At 65.5% G+C, this 23982-nt stretch carries 23 protein-coding genes; 12 read left to right on the top strand and 11 right to left on the bottom strand.

What is annotated here, in order from left to right; genetic code table 11:
• Nucleotides 1–270: 270 nt before the first annotated feature.
• Entirely contained in the window at nucleotides 271–2262 is a 1992-nt protein-coding gene (gene thrS / locus B2V17_RS01980) for a threonine--tRNA ligase (protein ID WP_292994594.1), read from the top strand.
• 1 nt (nucleotide 2263) lies between these two features.
• On the top strand, nucleotides 2264–3010 hold the full coding sequence (locus tag B2V17_RS01985; RefSeq protein ID WP_292994596.1) for a sulfite exporter TauE/SafE family protein: 747 nt from the start codon (nucleotides 2264–2266) through the stop codon (nucleotides 3008–3010).
• Here B2V17_RS01985 and B2V17_RS01990 read toward each other — a convergent pair.
• On the bottom strand, nucleotides 2999–3133 hold the full coding sequence (locus B2V17_RS01990) for a hypothetical protein (protein ID WP_292994598.1): 135 nt from the start codon (nucleotides 3131–3133) through the stop codon (nucleotides 2999–3001). The two genes, B2V17_RS01985 and B2V17_RS01990, sit on opposite strands and share 12 nt — an antisense overlap.
• A 44-nt stretch (nucleotides 3134–3177) precedes the next feature.
• On the bottom strand, nucleotides 3178–4899 hold the full coding sequence (locus B2V17_RS01995) for a class I adenylate-forming enzyme family protein (protein WP_292994600.1): 1722 nt from the start codon (nucleotides 4897–4899) through the stop codon (nucleotides 3178–3180).
• 123 nt (nucleotides 4900–5022) lie between these two features.
• Between B2V17_RS01995 and B2V17_RS02000 the strand changes: the two genes are divergently transcribed.
• Nucleotides 5023–5337 (top strand): ArsR/SmtB family transcription factor, encoded by a 315-nt coding sequence (locus B2V17_RS02000; protein ID WP_292994602.1) that lies wholly within the window; start codon nucleotides 5023–5025, stop codon nucleotides 5335–5337.
• A gap of 51 nt (nucleotides 5338–5388) precedes the next feature.
• Here the strand turns inward: B2V17_RS02000 and B2V17_RS02005 are convergent, their stop codons facing one another.
• On the bottom strand, nucleotides 5389–6594 hold the full coding sequence (locus B2V17_RS02005; protein ID WP_292994604.1) for an acyl-CoA dehydrogenase family protein: 1206 nt from the start codon (nucleotides 6592–6594) through the stop codon (nucleotides 5389–5391).
• A complete protein-coding gene (locus tag B2V17_RS02010; RefSeq protein WP_292994606.1) occupies nucleotides 6591–7685 on the bottom strand; it encodes an acyl-CoA dehydrogenase family protein in 1095 nt (364 codons plus the stop codon). Before B2V17_RS02010 ends, B2V17_RS02005 begins: the two co-directional genes overlap by 4 nt.
• A gap of 73 nt (nucleotides 7686–7758) precedes the next feature.
• On the opposite strand from B2V17_RS02010, the gene B2V17_RS02015 reads away from it, so the two are divergent.
• Entirely contained in the window at nucleotides 7759–8505 is a 747-nt protein-coding gene (locus B2V17_RS02015) for an SDR family NAD(P)-dependent oxidoreductase (protein ID WP_292994608.1), read from the top strand.
• 40 nt (nucleotides 8506–8545) lie between these two features.
• Here B2V17_RS02015 and B2V17_RS02020 read toward each other — a convergent pair whose 3' ends face one another.
• Nucleotides 8546–9787 carry an MFS transporter gene (locus B2V17_RS02020; RefSeq protein WP_292994610.1) on the bottom strand — a complete coding sequence of 414 codons (1242 nt, stop codon included), beginning with the start codon at nucleotides 9785–9787 and terminating at the stop codon, nucleotides 8546–8548.
• Between the two features lie 82 nt (nucleotides 9788–9869).
• Nucleotides 9870–12257 (bottom strand): TonB-dependent receptor, encoded by a 2388-nt coding sequence (locus tag B2V17_RS02025; RefSeq protein ID WP_292994612.1) that lies wholly within the window; start codon nucleotides 12255–12257, stop codon nucleotides 9870–9872.
• 206 nt (nucleotides 12258–12463) lie between these two features.
• Between B2V17_RS02025 and B2V17_RS02030 the strand changes: the two genes are divergently transcribed.
• The 6 genes from B2V17_RS02030 to B2V17_RS02055 are packed head-to-tail and all read left to right on the top strand — an operon-like array spanning nucleotide 12464 to nucleotide 18650.
• Entirely contained in the window at nucleotides 12464–14464 is a 2001-nt protein-coding gene (locus B2V17_RS02030) for an alpha-glucosidase (RefSeq protein ID WP_292994614.1), read from the top strand.
• Nucleotides 14461–15474: a LacI family DNA-binding transcriptional regulator gene (locus tag B2V17_RS02035; RefSeq protein ID WP_292994616.1), complete on the top strand. Its 1014-nt coding sequence runs from the start codon at nucleotides 14461–14463 to the stop codon at nucleotides 15472–15474. Before B2V17_RS02030 ends, B2V17_RS02035 begins: the two co-directional genes overlap by 4 nt.
• A complete protein-coding gene (locus B2V17_RS02040; protein ID WP_292994618.1) occupies nucleotides 15471–16385 on the top strand; it encodes an aldo/keto reductase in 915 nt (304 codons plus the stop codon). The genes B2V17_RS02035 and B2V17_RS02040 overlap by 4 nt, the downstream gene beginning before the upstream one ends.
• Nucleotides 16382–17467 carry an LLM class flavin-dependent oxidoreductase gene (locus tag B2V17_RS02045; protein ID WP_292994620.1) on the top strand — a complete coding sequence of 362 codons (1086 nt, stop codon included), beginning with the start codon at nucleotides 16382–16384 and terminating at the stop codon, nucleotides 17465–17467. The genes B2V17_RS02040 and B2V17_RS02045 overlap by 4 nt, the downstream gene beginning before the upstream one ends.
• Nucleotides 17468–17490: 23 nt before the next feature.
• Nucleotides 17491–18066 (top strand): NADPH-dependent FMN reductase, encoded by a 576-nt coding sequence (locus B2V17_RS02050; protein ID WP_292994622.1) that lies wholly within the window; start codon nucleotides 17491–17493, stop codon nucleotides 18064–18066.
• Nucleotides 18063–18650: a 3,4-dihydroxy-2-butanone-4-phosphate synthase gene (locus B2V17_RS02055; protein WP_292994624.1), complete on the top strand. Its 588-nt coding sequence runs from the start codon at nucleotides 18063–18065 to the stop codon at nucleotides 18648–18650. The genes B2V17_RS02050 and B2V17_RS02055 overlap by 4 nt, the downstream gene beginning before the upstream one ends.
• On the opposite strand, the gene B2V17_RS02060 is transcribed toward B2V17_RS02055, so the two are convergent.
• The gene (locus B2V17_RS02060) at nucleotides 18647–19864 is read right to left on the bottom strand and encodes a nucleotidyltransferase domain-containing protein (protein ID WP_292994626.1); all 1218 of its coding nucleotides are present in this window, start codon (nucleotides 19862–19864) and stop codon (nucleotides 18647–18649) included. The genes B2V17_RS02055 and B2V17_RS02060 overlap by 4 nt on opposite strands.
• 128 nt (nucleotides 19865–19992) lie before the next feature.
• On the opposite strand from B2V17_RS02060, the gene B2V17_RS02065 reads away from it, so the two are divergent.
• The gene (locus B2V17_RS02065) at nucleotides 19993–20826 is read left to right on the top strand and encodes a hypothetical protein (protein ID WP_292994628.1); all 834 of its coding nucleotides are present in this window, start codon (nucleotides 19993–19995) and stop codon (nucleotides 20824–20826) included.
• Here B2V17_RS02065 and B2V17_RS02070 read toward each other — a convergent pair.
• The 4 genes from B2V17_RS02070 to B2V17_RS02085 form a co-directional block, all read right to left on the bottom strand.
• A complete protein-coding gene (locus B2V17_RS02070; RefSeq protein WP_292994630.1) occupies nucleotides 20823–21332 on the bottom strand; it encodes a lasso peptide biosynthesis B2 protein in 510 nt (169 codons plus the stop codon). The genes B2V17_RS02065 and B2V17_RS02070 overlap by 4 nt on opposite strands.
• Nucleotides 21329–21973, bottom strand: coding sequence for a 2OG-Fe(II) oxygenase (locus B2V17_RS02075; RefSeq protein ID WP_292994632.1), 645 nt, complete (start codon nucleotides 21971–21973; stop codon nucleotides 21329–21331). Before B2V17_RS02075 ends, B2V17_RS02070 begins: the two co-directional genes overlap by 4 nt.
• A gap of 26 nt (nucleotides 21974–21999) precedes the next feature.
• The gene (locus B2V17_RS02080; protein WP_292994634.1) at nucleotides 22000–22269 is read right to left on the bottom strand and encodes a PqqD family protein; all 270 of its coding nucleotides are present in this window, start codon (nucleotides 22267–22269) and stop codon (nucleotides 22000–22002) included.
• 75 nt (nucleotides 22270–22344) lie between these two features.
• Entirely contained in the window at nucleotides 22345–23541 is a 1197-nt protein-coding gene (locus tag B2V17_RS02085) for a putative 2OG-Fe(II) oxygenase (protein WP_292994636.1), read from the bottom strand.
• A gap of 213 nt (nucleotides 23542–23754) precedes the next feature.
• Between B2V17_RS02085 and B2V17_RS02090 the strand changes: the two genes are divergently transcribed.
• Entirely contained in the window at nucleotides 23755–23889 is a 135-nt protein-coding gene (locus B2V17_RS02090; RefSeq protein WP_292994638.1) for a hypothetical protein, read from the top strand.
• Nucleotides 23890–23982: the final 93 nt, after the last annotated feature.

Consider the following 23982-nt stretch of genomic DNA (forward strand, 5'->3'; position numbering starts at 1 on the left):
TGGGTGGGATTGAGACTTGGCCCAGATTGCTTCCTTAACCTCTCCCTGCTATCCATCGCTGCGATGACGCACTGCCGCGCCTTGACGACTACTACCACCACCCCGGCTTTCCGGGGGCGGGTGGCAGGCGCCTGACAGGCGCAGCGCGCACCGCCGTCCGGGTTCGGGCGGTTGGCGTTACCTCTCGAACTTGCAGCCAAACCCAGCGCCGCCCCTTCCGGTGGGCCCCGGCTTGTGCCATGGCGCCCGGCAAGCAAGACGAGAGTGAGCATGTCCGAAGTTCTCAAGATCAGCCTTCCCGATGGTTCGGTACGCGAAATGCCGGCCGGATCGACTCCGGCCGATGTCGCCGCGGCGATCGGTCCGGGCCTGGCCAAGGCGGCGCTGGCCGCGCGGATCGATGGCGAGCTGGTTGACCTGACCCGGCCATTCGAACGCGATTGCGCCCTCGCGCTGGTTACCAGCCGTGATGAAGCCGATGCGCTGGATCTGGCCCGGCACGATTTTGCCCACGTCCTGGCCGAAGCGGTCCAGGCGCTGTTCCCGGGCACGCAGATCACCTTCGGGCCGAGCACCGACGACGGGTTCTATTACGATTTCGCGCCGGCCGAGCGTCCCTTTACCGAGGAAGACCTGCCCGCGATCGAGGCCGAGATGCGCAAGATCATCCAGGCCGACAAGCCGCTGCGCCGCGAAGTGTGGAGCCGTGAGCAGCTGATTTCGCGCTGGAAGCAGCAGGGTGAAAGCTTCAAGGCCGAATGGGCTGCTGAGCTGCCCGGCGACGAGCCACTGACGGTCTATTGGTCGGGCGACGACTGGCTCGACATGTGCCGCGGCCCGCACCTGCCCTCCACCGGCAAGCTCGATCCCCAGGCCTTCAAGCTGACGCGGGTTTCGGGCGCCTATTGGCGCGGCGATCAGAACAACGCGATGCTCAGCCGGATCTATGGTACCGGCTGGCTGAGCAAGAAGCAGCTGGCCGAGCATCTGACCCGGCTGGAGGAAGCGGCCAAGCGCGATCACCGCAAGCTGGGCGGGGAGATGGACTTGTTCCATCTTCAACAGGAAGCCCACGGCTCGGTGTTCTGGCACCCCAAGGGCTATCTGATCTGGCGCGAGCTGGAGGCCTATATGCGCCGCGCGATCGATGGTGCCGGCTACCGCGAGGTCAAGACCCCGCAGGTAATGGACGCGCGCCAGTGGGAGCAGTCGGGCCACTGGGGCAAGTACCGCGAGAACATGTTCGTGATTCCGGACGAAGTGCCGAACGTTGACGACGAAGGCCCGGTGATCTCGGGCGAGGCCGACTGGATGGCTCTGAAGCCGATGAACTGCCCGGCGCACGTGCTGATCTTCCGGCAGGGGATCAAGTCGTACCGCGATCTGCCGCTGCGGATCTACGAAAACGGCTGCTGCCACCGCAACGAGCCGCACGGCGCGCTCCACGGGCTGATGCGCGTGCGTCAGTTCACCCAGGACGATGCCCACATCTTCTGCCGCGAAGACCAGATCGTGGCTGAAGTGAAGGCGTTCTGCGAGCTGGCCGACCGGGTCTACAAGCACTTCGGCTTCACCTATTCGGTCAAGCTGGCGCTGCGCCCGGAAAAGCGGTTCGGCAGCGATGCCGATTGGGACAAGGCCGAGGCCGAGCTGCGCCAGGCGGTGATCGACGCAGGTCTGGCGACCGAAGAATACGGCTGGGAAGAATTGCCCGGCGAGGGCGCGTTCTATGCGCCCAAGCTCGAATGGCATCTGACCGACGCGATCGGGCGGACCTGGCAAGTCGGCACGATCCAGTCGGACCGGGTGCTGCCCGACCGGCTCGACGCCAGCTATGTCGGCGAGGACGGCGAAAAGCACCGCCCGGTCATGCTCCACCGCGCGATCTTCGGATCCTACGAGCGCTTCATCGGCATCCTGATCGAGCACTTCGCCGGCAAGCTGCCGGTCTGGCTCGCGCCGGTCCAGGCGGTGGTCGCGACGATCGTGTCCGACGCCGATGACTATGCCGGCAGCGTGCTTGCCGCACTCAAGGCCGCCGGGATCCGCGCCGAGAGCGACCTGCGCAACGAGAAGATCAACTACAAGGTCCGCGAACACTCGCTGCAGAAGGTCCCGCACCTGCTGGTGGTGGGCAAGCGCGAGGCCGAGGAGGGCACCGTCGCGGTCCGCACCCTGGGGGCCGAGCACCAGAAGGTCATGCCGCTGGCCGAGGCGATTGCCCTGATCCGCGGCGAGGCAACCGCGCCGGATCTGCGCTGACTTGGCGTTGGGCCTGACCGAGATCCAGCTGGCCGTCGCGCTGGCGGCGGCACTGGGTGCGGCCTTCGTGCGCGGCCTCGCCGGGTTCGGGATGGCGATCCTGCTGGTGCCGGTGCTGGGCCTCGCCATTCCCCCGGCCGAAGCGGTAGTCGTGGCGAACTGGCTGGGTCTGCTGATCGGGTTTGTCGGGCTGAAGCAGATCCTCGGCGCGAGTGAGCGCAGCGCGTTTGTCATTTCCGGCGTGGCGGTCGCGGCAACCCCGCTCGGGGTCTGGCTGCTCTCGGTCACCGATCCCTCGCTTGCCCGGCTGCTGATCGCGCTGATCGCGTTCGGTTCGTTCCTGCTGGTGCTGCTGCCCAAGAAGCCCGCACACTATGCGCCAGGCACCGCCGAAACCGGAGCGACCGGGCTGGCCTCGGGCGTGCTGACCGGATTTGCCGGAATGCCGGGCCCGCCGGTGGTGCCGTTCTATCTGCGGCGCGAGATCACCCCGCAGCTTGCCCGCGCCTCAATGATGACGATCTTCATGGCGACCTCGTTCGCGGGGGTCGGCTCCGCGCTGGCCCTGGGCGTTGCGACCTGGCGCGAGCCGCTGCTGGCCGCGCTGCTGTTTCCCGGCGTGTTGCTCGGCAACTGGCTGGGGCACATGGCGTTCGGCAAGGTCAGCGATGCTGCCTGGCGGAGCTTTACCGGCGGTGTTCTGGGACTGGCGGCCGCGGCCGCGCTGTGGAAGCTGCTACAGGCCTAGGCAGTAGCGAACCGGGCCGGCCAGGATCAGTGCCAGCGCGCAGCTTGCCACCACCGTGAAGCGCACCACCTCACTCGGCTCGGCGATCGGGCGTGCAACGATGAAGGCGATAACCTTGGCCATGGCGCGATTATCGCACGGCGTGATTACCGAAGCGTAAAGCTGCGCTAGGCCGGCTCAAACAGCGCCTTCAATTCGCGCTTCAGGATCTTGCCGTTGGCATTGCGCGGCAGGGTTTCGGGATGGAACAGGATCCGCACCGGCACCTTGAACGCCGCCAGCCGCTCACGCACGTGGCTTTGCAATTCGGCCTCGCTGGCCTGCATCCCGGGTGAGAGGTGGACCACCGCTGCCGGTTCCTCGCCCAGCGTGCGGTGGGGAATGCCGACCACCGCTGCGTCCATCACCGCCGGATGCTCGTAAAGCGCGTTCTCGACCTCGGACGAATAGATGTTCTCACCGCCGCGGATCACAATGTCCTTGGCCCGGTCGGCGATGAAGCAGAAGCCTTCCTCGTCGATATAGGCGAGGTCGCCGGTGCGGACCCAGCCGTCGACGAAAGTCGCGGCGGTGGCTTCAGGGTTTTGCCAGTATCCGGCCACGATCATCGGCCCACGCGCCCATAGCTCGCCGATCTCGCCCGCCGGCAGAACGGTGACTCCGTCCTCGGCGCGGATTTCAAGGTCGGCAGCGGCGACGGCCGGGCCGCAGCTGGTGGGCCGGTGCAGGTAATCTTCGCCCGAATGGGTGGTGACGGTCGCAGTGGTCTCGGTCATGCCCCAGCCATTGCCGGGCAGCGCGCCGAACTCTTCGTAGATCCGCCGGACCAGTTCGGGCGCCGATGGCGCGCCGCCATAGCCGATCGATTCGAGGCTGGAGAGGTCGAAGTTGCCGCGCTCGGGATGCTCGAGCAGTTGCCAGGCGATGGTCGGCACCCCGCCGGTGGCGTTGACCTTTTCGCGCTCAATGATCCCGAAGGCCTTCACCGGATCCCACCGGTACATGAAGATCAGCGTGTGGCCACCGGCGATCGCGCCCATCATCGTCGCGCTGCAGGCGGTGGCGTGAAACAGCGGAATCACCGTCAGCATTGTCTTGCGCGCCGGTTCGGGCAGTGGATCGCCCCGGCGCAGCACCGATCGCGCGGCGGCATAGCCGCTCGACAGGATATTGGTGGTGAGGTTGCGGTGAGTGCCCAGCGCTCCTTTCGGATTGCCGGTGGTGCCCGAAGTATAAAGGATCGTCGCCGGGTCGTCGGGGGCGATCTCGCTCTCCGGCAGGTCGGCATCCGGGAGGGCTGACCAGTCGGCGGACGGGCCGATAAGCTCCTCCATCCGCGTGGCACCCGGCGGCGCGGCCTCGGCCCTTGTGACCAGAACATGCTCCAGCGCCGGCAGGTTGGGGCGATGCGGCGCGATCCGATCGAGCCGCTCCGGATCGCAGATCAGCACCTTGGCGCCCGAATTGGCCAGGCCGTATTCCAGCTCGGCCCCGGTCCACCAGGCGTTGAGCGGAACGCAGATCGCCCCGATCCCGGTGATCGCAAAGAACGCCACCGGCCATTCCGGCAAGTTGCGCATGGCGAGAGCGACCCGGTCGCCCTTCTGCACCCCCAGCGATTGCAGATGCGCCGCCAGTGCCGCCACCGCGCGGAACCAGGCGTCATAGGAAATCCGCTCGTCCTCATAGATCACGAAGGTCGCATCGCCGTGGGCCTTGCCGGCCCGGGCCAGCGCGGCCAGGCTGGGATGGGCATTCTTCCAGACCCGGGTCGGCACGCCGCGAATCTCGACGGTTTCAATTTCGAACGGCATGCCCGGGGCGCAAAGCAGTTTCTGCACTTCGGTTATGCTCTTTGCCGGCCAGCTTTGTGGCACCGTCATGGTCATGCTCTTGCTGTTCCTCATCCCGGGTTGTTGTTTGCAATGTTGGTAACGCAAAGTCGGCCGCGCTCAAGCGGAGATGGCCCAGCGGGCCTTGCGCCGCGCGTCATTTCAAACCAGAAAGCCGCGATGACCAGGCCCGCCAACCTTGCCGACCTCAAGGCCAATGCCGCAGCAATGTCGGCGCGGCTCAAGATCATGAGCCATCCGGAACGGCTGATCATGCTGTGCCGGCTGGACGAGGGCGAGGCTTCGGTCAGCGAACTGGTCGCGCTTTCCGGGCTGTCACAGTCGGCCGTGTCGCAGCATCTTGCGCTGCTGCGCGAGGAAGGAATCGTCTCGACCCGCAGCGCGGCGCAGACCCGGTTCTACAGCCTGAAGGACCCGGTGGTCCGGGCGATCATCCACTCGCTCTGCGATATCTGCGCCGAGAGTTGCCCCTGACTTGCCTTGGTGCGCTATCGCCGTCCGCCGATAGCGCGCCAGACCAGACAATCACCCCGGAATCGCGTTGAACGGCACGCCCTTGTCGGGGCGGTGATCCTGCGGCAGGCCCAGCACCTTTTCGGCGATGGTATTGAGCAGGACTTCGTCCGAGCCGCCAGCGATCCGTCCGGTAGGCGCGTTGAGCCAAGAAGTGCCCCAGTCGGTCTTGACGTAGGCATGCTCGTCGAAGGCCAGGCTGTCGGCACCCTTCATGTCCATCGCCAGTTCCGACAGTTTCTGCCGGCTGCGCACCGCGACCAGTTTCTGCAAGCTGCCTTCAGGGCCCGGCTGCATGCCGGCCATCATCATCGCAAAGGCGCGGCGGGTGATCGAATCGAGCCCAGCGCGCATCGCGTGATTGCGGGCGATCGCCGCGCGGATCCGCCCATCCTCGATCGCCGGCTTGCCGTTGAGCTCGGTGGTCTGGGCGGTCTTGACGAATTCATCGAGGTGCGGTCCAAACCCGCCGCTGTCGGTGGCGATGTAGCGCTCGATCATCAGGGTATGAAGCGCGACGCCGAAGCCGCCGCCAACCGCACCGAGCCGCTGCGAATCTTCCACCCGGACATCGTCGAAGAACACCTCGTTGACGTGGCTGTCACCGCCCGCCAGCTTGATCGGACGCACTTCGACGCCCTTGGCCTTCATGTCGATCCAGAAATAGGTCAGGCCCTTGTGCTTCTCCACCGTTGGATCGCTGCGGGTGACGATCACGCCATAGTCGCAGTATTGCGCCCATGAGGTCCAGATCTTCTGCCCGTTCATCTTCCAGCCGTTGCCATCGGGCTCAACCTTGGTGCGCAGGGCGGCAAGGTCGGACCCGCCGGAAGGTTCGGAGAACAGCTGGCACCAGATCTCCTCACCGCGCAGCGCCTTGCGCACCCGTTCCTTCACCCATTCCTTGTCTTCGCAGTAATGCATCACGATCGGCACCGGCATGCCCAGCGAAATGCCGAAGAAGTGGCTCGGCATGCCGAACTGCATCTCTTCGCCATCGAAGGTGATCTTGTGGAGGTGAGTCAGCCCTTGGCCGCCCATCTCGACCGGCCAGTTGATCCCGGCGAAACCGGCATCGTGGCGCGCGGCCATATATTCGCGGCCCAGCGCCAGGTCCTGCTCGACCGTGTTGCCGCTGCGCGCATCGCGGCCATATTTGGGCGCCATCGATTCGAGGAAGGCGCGCGCCTTGGCGCGATAGGTTTCCAGCTCGCTCATGCCTTTTCTCCGGTCAATTGGTTCACCAGCAGGTCTTCCCAGAACAGCAGGTTGCCGCTTTCCACCGCGAGGCTGCGGGCGCGGCGCATGTGCAGGTGCAGGCCCAGTTCCCAGGTCACCCCGATCCCGCCGTGGATCTGGATGCAATCGCGGGCGTTGGTGTCATAGGCCTCGGTTGCGCTGATCCGCGCATCGGCCGCAGCGAGGAGAAATTCCTCGCTGCCTTCCTGCGCGGCGGCGTGGATGCAGTTCGCGCGGGCGACTTCGACCAGCCCGTACATCTCGGCGATGCGGTGCTTGATCGACTGGAACGCGCCGATCGGCTGGCCGAAGGCCTTGCGGGTTACGGCATAGTCACGCGCGATATGAAGCAGCGCCTCGGCCCCGCCAACCTGTTCGTGCGCGGTGACCACGGCCATCCGTGCCAGAACGTCGAGCGCCAGATGACGGGCCGCCTCGCCCAGCGCGACCAGCGTTGCCGGCGCGGCGTCAAAGCCGAGATCGGCATAGAGCCGGCTATTGTCATAGCTGTTCACCGCAGCGCGGGCCGCGCCGGACAGCTCGGCCACCACCAGCGCCGCTTCGCCCGCGCAGTCTGCCCAGACCAGCGCCAGATCAGCCTTGATCCCGCCCGGCACTGCCGGCTTGGTGCCGCTCAACTTGCCATCGGCGAAGGTGACGGAGGAAACTGGCGGCAGCGCCGAACTGCCTTCGGCAAAGGCGACGCAGCCGGTCACCTCGCCAGCGGCCAGCTTGGGCAGCCATACCCCGGCCAGTGCCGCGTCGCTGCCCTGCAGCAGGGCCTGCGCCAGGCCGCAGCTACCAGTCAGAAACGGTGCGCCCGAGGTGGCCGCGCCGCAAGCCTGGGCGACCAGGCCCAGCTCGGTCAGCCCCAGTCCAAGTCCGCCATGCTCTTCGGGAATTGCCAGCGCGGTCCAGCCTTGCTCGACCGCCGTATCCCAGAACGGCTGGTCGTGTTCGCCGACCTGTTCCAGCAGCTTGAGCAGCCGGCTCTTGTCCATGCGCGCATCGAGCACGCGGCGGCTTTCGGTCGCGATGGCCTGCTGGCCCTCGTCATAGAGTATCGACATCGGCATTCTCTCCTTGGCACCTTCTTAATCGATCGATTAAGAAGCGCAATCACCTGTACGAAGGGGCAAGGCCATGACGCGCGATCCACTGTTCGATTTCACCGGCAAGGTGGTGCTGGTCACCGGCGGTTCGCGCGGGCTCGGCTACCGGATGGTCAAGGCCTTTGCCGAGCGCGGGACCGATGTGGTGATCGCCAGCCGCAAGCTGGAAAACTGCGAAAAGGTCGCCGATGAGGTCCGCGCCATGGGCCGCCGCGCGCTCGCCGTGGGCATGCACGCCGGGCGTTGGGCCGATTGCGATGCGCTGGTCGAGCAGGTTTATGGCGAGTTCGGACGGATCGACGTGCTGGTCAACAATGCCGGGATGTCGCCGGCCTGCCCCAGCCACGAAATGAGCGAGGCGCTGTTCGATTCGGTGCTCAACCTCAACTTCAAGGGCCCGTTCCGGCTGGCCAGCCAGATTGGCCACCGCATGGCCGAGGGCGGGGGCGGCGCGATCATCAACATCAGCTCGATCGCCTCGACCCGGTCATCCCCGGGAGTGGTGCCCTATTCCGGGGCCAAGGCCGCGCTCAATGCGATGACCGTCAGCCTGGCCCGCGAATATGCCCCCAAGGTCCGGGTCAACGCGATCGTCGCCGGACCGTTCCTGACCGACATTGCCGAGGCCTGGGAGCCTGAAAAGCGGGAGAAGCAGCCGGTCGCGCTGGGCCGGCCGGGCTTGCCGGAGGAAATCGTCACCGCAGCGCTGATGCTGGCCAGCCCGGCCTCCAGCTATACCACCGGGGTCCTGCTGCCGGTTGACGGCGGTGCGGTCTGATCAGTCTGTCCTGCGGTGTCATAACGGGCACAATGTAGGTTCAAACTGCAGCAAGCTCACCGGAGCGGCGGATCGTCGGCAGCATCAGGTGCAGCCAGGCCAGCGCGAGCAGATAGGAAGCGGCGGCGAAGATGAACAGCGGCATATAGCCATAGCCGCCGACCAGCAGGATTCCGGTCAGCTTGACGATGCCGGCTCCGCCCATATTGCCCATGAAGGCGCCAAATGCGGTCACCCGGCCAACCTTGGCGCGGGGAACCACATCGGTGATCGTGGCAAAGATCGAGAGCGAGAAGCCCTGATGCCCGGCCATGACCACGCCCATCATGATCGCCACCGGCCAGAACGAATTGAGCTGGGTGATAAACGGCAGCGGCGTGACCACCAGCGCCGAGACCAGCATCACCGTCTTGCGGACCCGGTTGACCGACCAGCCAAGTTCCAGCAGGCGGGTTGAGATCCATCCCGCTGCCAATGCGCCAAGCGCCGATCCGGCAAAGGCAATGCCCAGCGGGACGGCAAGCTCCGCGGTGGTCAGCTCATAGGTCTTGCGGTAAAAATCGGCGAGCCAGAAGTTGATGAACCACCAGGTTGCATCCGAAATCGCCTTGGCGACGCAGATCGCCCAGGTCCGGCTTTCGCGCAGGATCGGGCCATAGGGCGCGGCATCGTCGTTGTAGTCCAGCGTTTCGTCTTCGGCGGCATCGTCAAACCGGATCCCGCGCGCCAGGACCAGCCAGGCAGCGAGCGTGACGAACCCCGCCACCCCGCCAAAGATCAGCGCGCCGCGCCAGCCAAAGGTGAGGGCCAGAAAGGGGATGAAGAACGGCAGGGATATCGTCCCGACGCTGGCGATCGCCGTGCCGACCCCGAAGGCGAACGATCGCTGGTCGGGCTCAAACAGCGTGGCTACGGTCTTGATGGTGAGCGGGGTCTGGACCGCTTCGGTCGCCCCGAGCCCGACGCGTGCCGCGACGACATGCCAGGTGGTCAGCGCCCAGCCATGTGCCATCGCCGCCAGGCTCCACGCAGAAACCCCTCCGATCATCGATCGACGCACACCGAGCCGGTCAACCAGCCAGCCGGTGAACAGGAACGAGAATGCCGCGGCCATCTGGGTGTAAAAGCCAAGGTCCCCGAAATCCTTGTCATCCCAGCCGAAATCGGCCGACATGTCGGGTTTGAGGATCGCGATGATCGGCCGGTCCATCGCGTTGAAGATTCCGGCCAGGCAAAGCAGGATGAACAGCGCCCAGCTCAGGCGGGTATTGATCTTGTGCATCGCTCTCTCCTCACCCGGCTCAAACGTTCAGGGCCTCCGTCACCGACGAAGGCCCTGATTCATTTCATCGTGGTCAAGCGGATCAGAAGTTGATCCGCGCGCTCACGCCCCAGTAACGGTCCGCATCGCGCGGGATCTGGTAGCGATAGGAACCGCTGACCCCGCCGTTGATGATCGCCGCAGCATAGCTCGAATCGAACACGTTGCGAACGATGAAGCTCAGCTTCCAGGCGTCATCGGGATCGACCAGTGAGAGCGAGGCATTGACCAGCGCATAGCCCGGGATCGTACCGAACTGGCGCTGCACCGCGTCGGGTGCGAACAGCGAGAGCTGCTTCGATTGGGCGTTCATGCTTGCTCCGAAGACGACATCGGCAAAGGTGCCGGTTTCGAAGCGCTGTTCGAAGCTCATCGAGCCCTTGACGGTCGGGGCATAGCCCAGCTTGGTGCCGGCCGGGATGATCGCGGTCGGCGCTGCGCCCGGCGCCGCATTGAACGCGACAACATGGGCATCGGTGATCGCCAGTCCGGCCGTGATCGTGGTGTTTCGGCCAGGGCGATAGTTCAGATCCATTTCGATCCCAGAGGTCGAGATCGATCCGGCGTTGGTAAAGCGGGTCACCACCACCCCGGCAACGAGGTCGGGGTTGTTGGCCTGGAAGTTGCTGTACTTGGAGTAGAAAGCAGCGATGTTGAAGGTCATCTTCCCATCAAGGAAGGTGTTCTTCAGGCCGACCTCGAACGAGTTCGAGGTTTCCGGCTCGATCACATTGGTGCCGGTCGAGGTCAGGTTGAAGAAGACGTTGTAGGCCGGACCCTTGTAGCCACGAGCGTATGAGACATAGCCCATCACGTCTTCGCTGAAGTCATACTGCAGCGCGACCTTGCCTGAGACGTTGTCGTTGCTGGTCTTGGTCCGGAACGGCACGCCGTTCGACAGTGCGACCGCTGCGGTTGCGGCGGTGGTCGGTGAAGTGCCGAGGCCGACCAGGCGAACGTATTCATTATAGACGCCCTGGTCGAAATTGGGCTGGATCCCCGGACCGGTCAGCGGCGAGACGCGGCCGTGGAAGACCGACAGTTTGTCGTTGGTGTAGCGCAGACCGCCGATCAGGCGGGCCTTGTCGCCGATCTTCAAGGTGGCTTGGGTGAAGGCCGCAAAGTTGTTGAAGACCGAGCCGAAGGTCGCGCTGCCATTGGGAGTGGTCGAGGCGTTTGCATTGACCGAGCCGCAGGGGATCAGCACGCCAGTGGGCGCGCCAACCGCTGCCGTGCACTGGGTGACATTGCGGGTGAAGGTCCGCTCGCTCTCGGCGCGCGAATAATAGAGCCCGACAACATAGGACAGGGTTTGGTCGGCCGGCGAGGTCAGGCGCAGTTCCTGGCTGAAGGTGTTGGAACTTTGCGGGCCGTTGTCGTGCAACTGGGCAAAGCCGACATAGGCCATAGGCAGCCAGTCACCGTCGCGGATTTCGGTGTTGTCCCAGCCGCGATAGGCGGTGATCGAGGTCACGGTGTGGCTACCCAGACCCAGGTCGATCTGGCCCGAAACGCCCCAGCCCTCTTCCTTGGTCGCGGTGACCAGGTTCTGGGCGACGGCGCGGGTGTTGGCCCCTTCTTGGTTCGGCAGGACCCCGAAGGCCAGGCTGGTGCTCGGCGCGCCAGTACCGGTCAGCGGACCGGTGGCGATGATATCGGCGCAGCAATCGTCGTCGTTCTTGTAATAGTCGGCGGCGAGATAGACACGCAGGTTGTCGCTCGGTTCGAACAGCAGCTGGCCGCGCACCCCGTAGTGCTTGTAGCCGTTGACCCATTCGTTGGTGGTAACATTGCGGATGTTACCATCATATTCGCCGTAGAAACCCGTCAGCCGCGCCGCCAGGTCCTGGCCCAGCGGAAGGTTGACCGCGCCCTTCAGGCGGAATTCGTTGCGGTCGAAATAGCTCGCTTCAAAGCTGCCGCCAAATTCGAACTTGGGCATCTGGGTGGTGATGTTGATCACCCCGGCCGATGCGTTCTTGCCGAACAGCGTACCCTGGGGGCCGCGCAGCACTTCGATCTGGGCGACGTCGACCATGTCGGAGAAGGCCTCGCCCGAACGGGCGTAGACCACGCCGTCGACAACGGTCGAGACCGAAGGTTCACCGGCGATCGAGAAGGTGGCGGTACCGACCCCGCGCAGGAAGATCGTCTGGTTGAGCGTGGTGCCCGACTTCAGGAAATTGAGCGAAGGCACCATCTGGCTGGCGCTTTCGATGCTGGGGCGGCTGGCATCGGCCAGGTCTTCGCCGCTCAGCACCGATACCGCGAGCGGGACCGACTGCAGGCTTTCAGAGCGCTTTTGCGCGGTCACGACGATTTCGCCGGGCGCCTGGTCTTCTTCTGCGGCGGCGGCGTCCTGGGCATAAGCCGGGGCTGCAAAGGCCGACAGGGCCAGCACGGCGGCAGATGCACGAAGCATGGCTTTCATGGGTTTCCTTCCTCTCTCCCAGGCCGAAAGGACCGGCCGTGGTTGCTGCGAACCGAGGCTCGGGCCCGAATCCACATGATCCGCTCCCTGCCACTTGTGCGCTTGAATTGCGGACAATGGCTCGATATGTCAAGCGGTGTCATACAGAACAGGCGCGGACCGTGGCAGACCTGCCACACAGCCGCGACACAAGGATGCTCTAGGGCGTGGAGACGGGTTTCAGCGCGACCGAATCGGGATTCGACCTGCATTTCGCGGGTCGGCTGGTCCTGTCGCACCGCCCCGATTCTCCAGTGCTTGCCATGGCTCGAGGGAATCCGGCGATCGAAATGGTGCGGGGCAACTTCCGGATCGAGGATGCGCCAGGTGATCGGATGGTGCCGCTGGACTGGTCGCTTGAAGGCGAGGCGGTGGTCCTGTCGGAAGGTGGGGTCCCGGCGGCAAGGCTCCGCTTCGCTGGCGATGCGCTTGCGATAGAGTTGCTGCGCGGCGGCTTTGACCGGATATATCTGAACTTCCATGTGGAACCGGACGAAACAGTCTGGGGCGGCGGGGAGCAGATGAGCTACCTGGCGCTGAATGGCCGGGCCTTTCCGATCTGGACCAGCGAGCCCGGCGTCGGGCGTGACAAGTCGACCGAGCTGACCCGGCTGCTGGACGCGCAGGGCATGGCCGGGGGCGATTACTGGAACACCAATTACCCGCAGCCGACCTTTCTGACCTCGCGCTGGCTGGCAGTGCATTGCACGGCAGAAGCCTATTCGGTGCTCGATTTCACCGATCCCGCCGTTCACAGGGTCGAAGTCTGGTCCGGCGCAGCCACGTTCGAGCTGTTCGCGGGTGACGGCCCGCAGGATTTGGTTGGCCAGCTCTCAGCGCGCTTCGGTCGCCAGCCGCCCTTGCCGGACTGGGCGATCGGCGGCGCGATCGTCGGGCTGAAGGACGGCGCGCGCAGTTTCGAGCGGCTTGAGCGCTTCATCGCGGCCGGGACAGCCGTGTCCGGCCTGTGGTGCGAGGACTGGGCCGGGATCCGCGAGACCAGCTTTGGCCGACGCCTGTTCTGGGATTGGCGGCGTGACAATCAGCGCTTTCCCGATCTGCCGCAGCGGATCGCCGGGCTGGCCGCGCGGGGCATCCGCTTCCTCGCCTATGCCAACCCCTATCTGGCGGTCGACGGGATCCTCTACGAGGAAGCGCGCGAAGGCGGACATTTCTGCCTGCGGCAGGATAGCGACGCGGTCTATCTGGTCGATTTCGGCGAGTTCGATTGCGGGGTGCTCGATTTCACCCGCGAGGAAACCCGCGCCTGGTTCGCAGAGAAGGTGCTGGGCCGCGAAATGCTCGACATCGGTATCGCCGGGTGGATGGCGGACTTCGGCGAATACCTGCCAACCGACGTGCGGCTGGCCGATGGCTCGGACCCGATGGAGGCGCACAACCGCTGGCCGGTGCTGTGGGCTGAGGTCAACGCCCGCGCGGTGGAAAGCCGCGGCAAGACCGGCGAGGCGGTATTCTTCATGCGCGCCGGCTTTTCCGGGGTTCAGGCGCATTGCCCGCTGCTCTGGGCCGGCGACCAGTCGGTCGATTTCACCCGGCACGACGGGATCGGCACGGTGATCACCGCTGCGCTCTCAGCCGGGCTGGTCGGCAATGCCTACAGCCATTCCGACTGCGGCGGCTATACTTCGCTCCACGGCAATGTCCGCACCGTTGAACTGATGCAGCGCTGGTGCGAACTGGCGGCCTTTGCCCCGGTCATGCGCAGCCACGAAGGCAATCGCCCGGACGATAACCTGCAGTACGACAGCTCCGCCGAACTGCTGTCCTGCTTCGCCCGCTGGAGCCGGGTCCATGCGCATCTGGCACCCTATGTTCGCCAGCTGTGCGACGAGGCGCAGGATCTTGGCTTGCCCGTCCAGCGCCCGCTGTTCCTCCATCATCCCGATGAAACCACGCACTTTGCGGTGCAGGACCAATACCTTTACGGCGGTGATCTGCTGGTGGCACCGGTGATCGAGCAAGGAGCCGTGGCGCGCGAGGTGATCCTTCCCGGCGAAGGACCCTGGCGGCATTGCTGGAGCGGGGAGGATTATGCTCCCGGCCTGCACACGGTCCCCGCCCCGATCGGGTGCCCACCGGTGTTCTACCGTCCGAACAGCGCCTATGCCGCGCTGTTCGCGAAGCTGCCGGAGGTGCTGGAAGGATGAGTGAAAGGTCCAACATCCGCGATGTCGCCGCCCGCGCGGGCGTGGCGGTCAAGACCGTCAGCCGGGTGCTCAACGGCCACCCCTATGTCAGCGCCGATACCAAGGCGCGGGTCGAAGAGGCAATGCGCGCGCTCGATTTCCGCCCTTCGGTCGCCGCCCGGATCCTGTCCGGGGCCAAGAGCAACCAGGTCGCGCTGATCTATGACAACCACAGCCCCTACTACATGTTCCAGATTCAGACCGGCTGCTGGGAATACTGCAAGCAAATGGGCATCCGCCTGCTGGCCCAGCCGGTCGATGTGGCCGATCCCCGGGTTGGCGACCAGGTCCGCGGGCTGGTCACCGAAACCCATGTCGACGGGATCATCCTGTCGAGCCCGGTGACCGATTGCGACCCAGTGCTGCGCGCGCTCGAGGCGATGGACATCCCGTTCGTGCGGATCTCGCCCGGTACCAACCATGCCCTGACCAGCTCGGTCTTCATGGATGATGCCCAGGCGGCCGACGACATGACCACTCACCTGATCAACTTCGGCCACCGCCGGATCGGGTTCATCAAGGGCCATCCCAACCACATGGCTTCGGACGACCGGCTGTTCGGCTATCGCCGGGCGCTCGACCGGGCCGGGATTTCGTACGAGCCAGGTCTGGTCTGCGATGGCGAGTTCGACTTTGAAAGCGGCGTGCGCGCGGCCAACTACCTGCTCGACCAGCCCGACCGGCCGACAGCGATCTTCGCTGCGAACGATGACATGGCTGCCGGGGTGCTGGCGGTTGCGCATGATCGCAATCTCGACCTGCCGGGTGAGCTCTCGGTCGCCGGATTCGACGATACCACTCTAGCCCGCACGGTCTGGCCGCCGCTGACCACGATCCACCAGCCGATGGCCGAACTGGCCCGGACTGCCGCCGAAATTCTCATCGCCGGGGGCGATATTACCCATCGCCGCCTGCCCCATACCCTTGTCGAGCGCGCTTCGGTCGCGCCGCCAGCCAGGAAAACACCATGAGCGAATTGCCCCTGCCGCCTGCCACCCGCACACTCGGTGCGAGCGGTATCAAAGTTTCCTCGATTGCCTGGGGGATGTGGCGCTTGGCCGAAGGTGGCCGCACCGCCGCCGAAGCGGCGCGGCTGGTCCATGCTGCGCTCGATGCCGGGATCAATTTCCTCGATACCGCGGATATCTATGGCTTCGATGGCAGCGGCGGGTTCGGCGATGCCGAAGCACTGCTGGGCGAGGTGCTGGCCGCCGAGCCGGCCCTGCGCGCGCGGATGGTTCTGGCCAGCAAGGGCGGGATCATGCCGCCGCTGCCCTACGACCAGAGCGCCGGCTATCTCTCGGCCGCGCTCGACAAGTCGCTGGCGCGGATGCGGACCGATTGCATCGATCTCTACCAGATCCACCGCCCCGATATCCTTGCGCATCCGCAGGAAGTGGCGCGGGTGCTCGATGATGCCGTGGCCGCCGGCAAGATCCGCACCATCGGGGTCTCTAACTTCACCATGCCCCAGATCGCGGCGCTCAACCATTTCCTTGGCCACAAACTGGTGGCGACCCAGCCCGAGATTAGCCCGCTTAGGATTACCTGCTTCGAGAACGGCGAGCTGGATCAGGCGATGCTGCTGGATCTGACCCCCTTGGCCTGGTCGCCGCTTGGCGGCGGGCGGCTCGTCGCTCCGCAGAGCGAGCGCGACAAGGCCGTGGCAGCCGAGCTTGACCGGGTAGCAACACAGCGTGGGATTTCGCGCAGCGTCGCGGCCTATTCCTGGCTGATGGCGCATCCGGCCGGGATCATTCCAATCATCGGCTCGCAGCAGGCCGAACGGATCGCGGAGGGCGCGGCGGCGCTGAAGGTGCAATGGAACCGGACCGATTGGTACGCGGTGCTGGTCGCCGCCCGCGGGGAGAATTTGCCATGACCCAACAATGCGAGATCGCCTGGTTTTCCGCGCTGTGCGATGACGATTACGAGTTCCTCGGCGTGCCCGATCCCTACCTGGCCTCCAGCTGGGAGCACTGCCGCAATATCGTGATGCGCGCCGAAGAAGGCGGGTTCGACAATATCCTGCTGCCCTCGGGCTATCAGCTCGGGCTCGATACGACCGCCTTCGCCGCTGCGGTGGCCACCCAGGTCAAGCGGATCAAGCTGCTCTGGGCGACCCGCATGGGTGAGGACTGGCCGCCGCAGTTGGCGCGCCGGATCGCCACGCTCGATCGGATCCTCGGCCCCAATGCTGCGGGCACTGCCGGGCGCCTCAACGTCAACATCATCTCGTCCGACATGCCGGGTGAGAAGATCGAGAGCGGCCCGCGCTATGCCCGCGCCACCGAGATCATGAAGATCGTCCGGACCCTGCTCAACGGCGAGCATCTCGATTTCCAGGGCGAATTCTTCAATCTCAAGCTCGATCCGGCCCGGATCACGACGATCTCGGGCAAGTGCCCGGCATTCTATTTCGGCGGCCTTAGCCATGAAGCCCGCGAATGCGCCGCCGAAGCCGCCGACGTCTACCTGATGTGGCCCGATACGATGGACAAGGTCCGCGAAACCGTGACCGACATGAAGGCCCGCGCGGCGGCCAAGGGCCGCAGCCTCAAGTTCGGCTACCGCGCCCACGTGATCGTTCGCGAGACCGAGGACGAGGCGCGCCAGTATGCCGATCGGCTGCTGTCCAAATTGGATGAAGAGGCGGGCAAGGCCATCCGCGAAAAGTCGCTCGATGCCAAGAACTTCGGCGTACAGCGCCAGCAGGAACTGCGCAGCGCGGCCGATGGCGACGGCTTTGTCGAGGAAAACCTGTGGACCGGGATCAGCCGGGCGCGCTCGGGCTGCGGCGCGGCAATCGTCGGTACGCCCGATCAGGTGATCGCCAAGCTGCGGGCCTACCAGGACGCGGGGATGGAGGCCTTCATCCTTTCGGGCTATCCCCATGTCAACGAGTGCGACATGTTCGCGCGTTATGTCCTGCCGCAACTGCAGCACGGCCCGCTGACGCTGTAGGCCATGCAGAAAGAGGTGCAATCTTGACCATCCGAATCGTCGCGTTGGGCGGCACCGTCAATCCCGGTTCGACCACTGAACAGGCGCTGCGACTGTCCGCCGCCAGCGCCGCAGCGGGCGGGGCCGAAGTGCAGGTGTTCGGCGGGGAATACCTTTCGACCCTGGCCCACTACGGCAGCGGCGCGCACCAGAAGGGCGATGGCGGCGAACTGGTCGAGGCGGTCCGCAAGGCCGACGGCCTATTGATCGCCGCGCCGGGCTATCACGGCACGATCTCGGGCCTGGTCAAGAATGCACTCGACTATCTGGAAGATCTTTCGAAGGATAGTCGGCCTTATCTAGACGGGCGCGCGGTCGGGCTGATCGCGACGGCTTACGGCGATCAGGCGACGATGAGCACGCTCATCACGATGCGCGCGATCGTCCATGCGCTGCGCGGCTGGCCGACGCCGATGGGCGCGACGATTCGGACCTATCACGGGCTATTCTCGCCCGATGGCGAGTGTCTGGAAGACCGGGCGCGGATGCAGCTGGAACTGGTCGGGCAGCAAGTCTTGCGCGGTGCGCGGGCCTTTGCCGGGGCGCAGGAGGGACCATGAGCGGCGGGCTGGAACCGGCGCTGGCCGCGTTGGCTGCGGGGCAGGTGATCGTCCTGACCGGCGACCGCCTTCGCGACGGCGATATCGATTTTGCCCTGGCCGCGCGCCATGCCAGTGCCGAAACGATCAACTTCATGGCCGCCCACGGCCGCGGACTGATCTGTCTGGCGCTGACCCCGGCTCACGCAATGCGGCTGGGGATCAGCCTGATCAACCCCGGCAGCGAGCGCCAGTCCGGCCGCCCGCACGGCCGCTCGATCGAGGCGAAGACCGGGGTTTCGACCGGCATCTCTGCGGCCGACCGGGCGCGCACGATAGCGGTCGCCTGCGATCCGGCCTCGACCGGGGACGACCTGGTCTCGCCCGGACACGTCTTCCCGTTGATCGCAGCCGAGGGCGGGGTCAAGGAACGCCCGGCCGCGCTGGAGGCCGCAATCGAACTGACCCGCCGCGCGGGTGCAGGAGAGGCTGCGGTGATCTGCTCGATCATGCGCGATGATGGGGAAATGGCCCGGCTGGATGATCTGGCCGAGCTAATCGCCCGGCACGGTCTGGCCGTCGCCGATATCGGCGATTTGATCTAGCGTTCCTGCAGCCAGCCGAACACGGCACGGCTGCGGCTGATATCGCGGCGCTGGACCGGATCAGCCAGTGCGCGCAGCATCCGCCAGGCCAAAGTAAGATTGCCGCTGTCGCCGTGGTGATGGTGATGCTCGGCCGCACGCGAGCGCAGCGCGGCGCGGTCTCGCACTAGCCTCAGCCGCCGCCGCCATGATCCGAGCGCAAACAGCCGGTCCCATCCGCCCTGCGCATCGGCCTGCCCGGTATCCTGCAGCATCAGCAGCGCGCTGCCCTCGACCGTTGCGGGGTCCGGGTTCTCGCCACCAGGGAGCGCGGCTGCCGGTAGTTGCGGGGCAAAGGCTTCGATGATCCCGAACGCCAGCCGCGCCCCGGCCCCGCGTCCGGCCCGGTCGGCGATTTCCCAAAAGCGCGCCCAGTCGGCCTCGGGATCGGTCGCCAGCACTGCGCAGTCGCTCAGCACCAGCGGGCCATTGTTGAGCTGGTGATCGTAAACCGCGTGGACGATCAGGTGCAGCATCGTCTCGGCCCAGCCCAGAACCGGGACCGGGTGCCCGCCGACATCTTCGCTGCGCCGCCCGCCCAGCAAGGCCTCGACCTGCAGCAATACATCATCCTCACGCCGGCCGCGCGGCTGGTCGACCAGTGCGGTGTGAACCTCGACCGCGACCCGCCGACGCGGGCACCAGAGCGCCTCGAGGTGCTTGTGCGTGGCATAGTCGACATGGACCGATCCGCTGACCTCGGCGCGCGCGACCAGTCCTGATTTGACCAGCAAGGCAAAGGCCTGCTGGGCCTCAGCCGGGGCAACCAGCACGTCGATATCACGCATCGGCCGCAGCGCCGCGCTGCCGTAATGGCGGGCCAATGCTCCGCCCTTGAGCACGGCGGCGGCGATCCCGGCAGCTTCGAGCGTCCGGGTCACGTCGACCGTCACCGCTTGCCGGTCAAGCGCACGCAGCGCGGCGCGCTTGTAGGCCGCGTGCCAGTTGACCCGCAGCGCATCGGGCATCGCCCAGTCCGCCCAGCTATCGCGCAGGCGGTGGTAAAGCAGCGGCCGCAGCCGGTGCTGGCCCGCGCACCGGGCGATCATGTCCCAGTCTTCCGCCGCAAAGCCGGGATCGGCCAGAACTTCGCCCGGGCGCGCCAGCATGACGCCGATCAGCCACAGCTTCAGCCGGTCAAGCCGGGGCAGGTCAGGATTGATCGGCGCGGGCATGGCTCTGCTTCTAGGTTGGACTGGAGGGCTGACGGTCAGGTCCGGGACCACATTGGCCTTTGTTTCGCGGCGATGGTAGAGGCGGGGTGGATCGAGATCAACCGCCGGGAATGGGACAAGGCGCAGCAATGGCAGCAGGGATTGATCCAGCGAGGGCTCTGCAGGAGGTCTATGGCCTCAGCCTGAGCAGCCCCTTCGCTCTGCCGGGTGCCGGCGTTGCCACGTCTGCCCTTGCCGATCTGACCATTGCCGAAGGCCCGGCGACCCTGCCCGATGCGGCCGTACCGCGCGGCCCCTATCGCCAGCTTGGCGAACAGATCGAACTGACCATACCCGCTGCGGGCCGGTTCCTGCTGGCCGGGCCGGGCCGGCTGGAGGTCGCGCCCAAGCTGGGAGTCGAGACAGAGGTGTTGACGGCGTTTCTCGTCGCCAGCGGACTGCCGATGCTGTTGTGGCAGCGCGGCGGACTGTTGCTCCACGCCAGCGGGGTCGAGCTGGACGGCAAGGCGATCGCCATTGCCGGGCCTTCGGGCGTTGGCAAATCGACCCTGGCGCGGGCCTTGCTGGAGCGCGGCGGGCGGCTGATCGGGGATGATACGCTGTGGCTGACGGACCCCGCCAATCCGGCGTTGGCGGCGGGGCTTAGCGGCGGGCAGTTCCTGCGCAATGGCGACGAATTACGCTTTGCCGTTCTGCCGCTACAGCAGCGGGCCGAGGTGACGGTGCTTGACGCGGTGGCGATACTGTCGCGCGGAGCGCCCGGGCCTTCGCGTCTTCGGCCGATCGAAGCCGTTCAGTCATTGTTGAAACTGCGCCATCGCCCTGCGCTCCCGGCCATGCTGGGCCAGGAGGCTGCAGTTCTGGCGCATTGCACCCGGCTCGCCGCTGCGGTGCCGATCTTCACGCTGGGTCTGGAAGAGGGCGCAATCGAACGCGCCGCCGATGCTCTGGCAGCGATTTAGCGCGCGGCCGCCATTGCGGCGAAGCATTGCACCGGGGTCCATTCGCCGAACCCTTCGCCACCGCTGACCGCTACCCGGCCCGAACAGGTCCAGGCGTGAGCCTCCATCGGCTTGGCTCCGCCCAGCCGCACGCCAAGATGCGTCGTGACTGGAACACGGGCCAACCGGCAGAGCACCGTGGCGGCAAGTGCCTGAGGCAAGCAATCGTTTCGCCAGGGCGAGATTCGCGCGGCTCGCCGCACCGCCCGCCGCACGATCCGCGCCCGGTCTTCCTGCGCTTCGCTTGCCAGCGGCACGCAGCCGACGGGGCCGATCTTACGGCCCAGCAACGGGGCAAAATGCCTGAAGGCGATGACCCGGACCAGCAGCGCCGAAAGGCCCAGCAAAGGCCAGGCCAGGGCCAGGGTCAGCTTGTCTGCCGCCGGCATCCGCAGGAACCCGCCCAGTGCTTCGCCAAGCCCCGGACGGAGGGGTGCGGTCGGCACTGGTGATAGCGGATCGTTCACCCGAACACGCTCCGGACGCCTTGCTCCGGGCGCGACATCATCCAGCCGGCGAAGACCCGGCGCGGTCCTCCGCTGGTGACCGGGGAAACCCGATGTTCCAGATCCCGGCGCACGGCGAACAGGGTGATCGAGCCCGGACTTCTGTGTTGATAGGAAAACAGCGGTTCAATTTCGCCCTTGCGGCGCAGTTCGAACAGGCCGCCTTCGTAGGGCTGATCCGACAGGTTGATGACGACGCCCAGCAAACGGTCTGGTGAATCGTTGTCATCGTGCCAAACCAGTTCATCCTGATCGTTGGCGCGGGTCTGGGCGATTCGCCCGGCCAGCGCCTTGATTGGTCCGCAACCGGTTGCCTGTTCAAGCCAGTCGAACAGGTCTCTGTGCCCCAGCATCAGACTGATCATGCCGCTGACCCGCTGTGGCGATTCGATCTGGCGGGTGCCGATGTAGCGCACATCGTCGTCGATATAGCTTGCCCCCGCGGCCTGCCGCATCAGCAGGTCCAGCAAGTCGGGTGACAAGGCCTCTTCCAATGCCATGGCCGGGACGGCATCGAAGCCGGATCGCCAGTCAGCCGGGTCCGCGACGATCTCGGTTCCCATCCGATTGATCTGGAACGGTGATCGGACCGATGCGCTCATCCTGGATGCCCTGACCGGGCCGCCGGTCAGACCTGGGCGGCGAGCTGCAGCTCGCTCATCGTTCCAAGCACGCGGCTCACCGAGTTGCGGCAGGTTGCATCGTCGACATCGAACTTGCCGAGCAGGTCGGCGACGATTTCGTCGGTCGAGCGCGGCTGTTCCATGGCGTCCCAGATCGCACTGGCCGAGGCATTGAGCGAGACGTATTTGCCGGTCTCGATGTTCACCATCACAAAGTTGTCTTCGATCTGCGAGCCGACCCAGTTGTCGTCGCGCTGCCACTTGGATTCAGTCATACCGGTCGTTCCCCTTGTGCCGGGCGGGTTACCCCAGGCCCCGGCGGATTTGCAAGGGCCAAAGCCCGGGCCCGCTCAATCCGGCCAGATATCGAAGGCTACGCAGATCCGACGCTCGCTAAGCAAGTGCGGGAACGTCCGATGGTAACAATGCGACGGAAACAGAGAGAGCATCCCGGCCTGCGGTCGCACGAAATCCTGCCCGAACGCCCGGGCAATTTCGTCCCCAACCAACTCTTCCGGAAGACCATGGGCAAGGCAGCCGCCTTCGCCGTTGCCATTGGCGATCTGGTCCGGGATTTGGACATAGTAGGTGCCGCTCATCCAGCCGAACTGGTGGACGTGCCAGGTTTCGTATCCGTCATCGTCGGTGATCACGCTCCAGCAATGGAGCTTGCCGGCATCGGGGCGGATCCGCAGCCATGGATGGTCGATCCCGGCGAGGCTATCGACGTGTGAAGCAATCACCTCGCGCAGTTTGGCCAGCAGCACGCCGACCAGCGGGGCGTGGACGCTTTGCGGCGAATCGATCCGCCAGGTCAGCTCGGAAGCGGTGCCATAGCGTTCGTAGCGCAGTTCGGGATGGTTCAGCAGTTGGCTGGCCAGCTCGCGGTTGAAATCGGCCAGGCTGGCAAAGCCTTCGGGCAGGGGCAGCATCGCCCGGTGGCAAAGCTGGGACAATCCATCAAGCGCGCGGGCTTCATCCATCCGCCCGGTCAAGGCCAGACCCATCACCCGGGCGGCGAACAGGCGCGAGTGGCCGGCGCCCTGCGCGATCAGATTGCCGGTGAAATCGACCACCCGCTGCGCCTCGCCCTGGCCCAGCAGCAGTGCTGCGAGACGCTTGCAGGCGTTCTTGTTATGCGGATCGAGCGCCAGCGCGCGGACCAGGTTCGATTCTGCTTCGGCCATGCCCAGCCTGACCTGAGCCTTGCCCATTTCCGCCAAGGCCGCAGCCCGTGCCGCATCGCTCTCAGCCTGTTCGACCATTTCGGCAGCAAGGTGCAAGACCTTGCGGTTGCCCTCGTCGGTCTCGACCGACAGGTAGGCAAACAGCAGCACCATGGTTTCACCGAAGCTGCGATCCCTGGCTGGTTCCAGCAGTTCGATGACAGCTTCAAACGAATCGGACAGGTTTAGCAAGCCGGCCAGGCGGGCGCGCATCAAAGCGCTGTCGGGGTTTCGGGCCAGTGCCTCGCGGGCCAGCAGCACTTCCTGCCGGGCATTGAGTCGCTTGGCGGATTCCACCTTGAGATCGAATTGTGCCGACACGGCTATGCCCCTTGCCCTTGGATTGCAGCCAGTTTGGTGCGATTTGCCATGCGCCATCGCCGCGAGCAGGGCAAGCGTTCAGCGTGATTTGTTGCTCGGCAGCGCTTGCAATGTTGTCGTTCTTCCAATAGCCATCTCCTCGATGGGTCGCTGTTTTTGATGATTTTCGGCGCCAAGCCTTCGGCGCGCCACTCTAAAAAGGTGAGACTGACCATGACCAACACTATTGAAGCAAAGCTGGCGGCTTGGATCGAACCGGAAGTTTCGACGCTGGAAATCGACGAAACCCATACTTTCCCCAACAACGGGGCTGACGGCTCTCCGTTCCCGGATTGCACCCGCTCCTGATTGTTGCGGCGATTGCGGATCGAGGCCCGCGCACCGCAAGGTGCGGGGGCCTTTTCGCGTGATCGGCAGAGGGCATTGAATCCACTCCGCTGC

The organism is Novosphingobium sp. UBA6272 (assembly GCF_002440635.1).
Taxonomy (GTDB): domain Bacteria; phylum Pseudomonadota; class Alphaproteobacteria; order Sphingomonadales; family Sphingomonadaceae; genus Novosphingobium.

Excerpts from the sequence above, each read along its gene's own strand:
- B2V17_RS02005 (WP_292994604.1), bottom strand. The coding sequence starts at position 6,594 with ATGAGCGAGCTGGAAACCTATCGCGCCAAGGCGCGCGCCTTCCTCGAA.
- B2V17_RS02075 (WP_292994632.1), bottom strand. The coding sequence starts at position 21,973 with ATGAGCGCATCGGTCCGATCACCGTTCCAGATCAATCGGATGGGAACC.
- B2V17_RS02000 (WP_292994602.1), top strand. The coding sequence starts at position 5,023 with ATGACCAGGCCCGCCAACCTTGCCGACCTCAAGGCCAATGCCGCAGCA.
- B2V17_RS02025 (WP_292994612.1), bottom strand. The coding sequence starts at position 12,257 with ATGAAAGCCATGCTTCGTGCATCTGCCGCCGTGCTGGCCCTGTCGGCC.
- B2V17_RS02010 (WP_292994606.1), bottom strand. The coding sequence starts at position 7,685 with ATGTCGATACTCTATGACGAGGGCCAGCAGGCCATCGCGACCGAAAGC.
- B2V17_RS02015 (WP_292994608.1), top strand. The coding sequence starts at position 7,759 with ATGACGCGCGATCCACTGTTCGATTTCACCGGCAAGGTGGTGCTGGTC.
- B2V17_RS02020 (WP_292994610.1), bottom strand. The coding sequence starts at position 9,787 with ATGCACAAGATCAATACCCGCCTGAGCTGGGCGCTGTTCATCCTGCTT.
- B2V17_RS02055 (WP_292994624.1), top strand. The coding sequence starts at position 18,063 with ATGAGCGGCGGGCTGGAACCGGCGCTGGCCGCGTTGGCTGCGGGGCAG.
- B2V17_RS02045 (WP_292994620.1), top strand. The coding sequence starts at position 16,382 with ATGACCCAACAATGCGAGATCGCCTGGTTTTCCGCGCTGTGCGATGAC.
- B2V17_RS02065 (WP_292994628.1), top strand. The coding sequence starts at position 19,993 with ATGGCAGCAGGGATTGATCCAGCGAGGGCTCTGCAGGAGGTCTATGGC.
- B2V17_RS02090 (WP_292994638.1), top strand. The coding sequence starts at position 23,755 with ATGACCAACACTATTGAAGCAAAGCTGGCGGCTTGGATCGAACCGGAA.
- B2V17_RS02035 (WP_292994616.1), top strand. The coding sequence starts at position 14,461 with ATGAGTGAAAGGTCCAACATCCGCGATGTCGCCGCCCGCGCGGGCGTG.
- B2V17_RS01995 (WP_292994600.1), bottom strand. The coding sequence starts at position 4,899 with ATGACCATGACGGTGCCACAAAGCTGGCCGGCAAAGAGCATAACCGAA.
- B2V17_RS02080 (WP_292994634.1), bottom strand. The coding sequence starts at position 22,269 with ATGACTGAATCCAAGTGGCAGCGCGACGACAACTGGGTCGGCTCGCAG.
- B2V17_RS01990 (WP_292994598.1), bottom strand. The coding sequence starts at position 3,133 with ATGGCCAAGGTTATCGCCTTCATCGTTGCACGCCCGATCGCCGAGCCG.
- B2V17_RS02060 (WP_292994626.1), bottom strand. The coding sequence starts at position 19,864 with ATGCCCGCGCCGATCAATCCTGACCTGCCCCGGCTTGACCGGCTGAAG.
- B2V17_RS02040 (WP_292994618.1), top strand. The coding sequence starts at position 15,471 with ATGAGCGAATTGCCCCTGCCGCCTGCCACCCGCACACTCGGTGCGAGC.
- thrS (WP_292994594.1), top strand. The coding sequence starts at position 271 with ATGTCCGAAGTTCTCAAGATCAGCCTTCCCGATGGTTCGGTACGCGAA.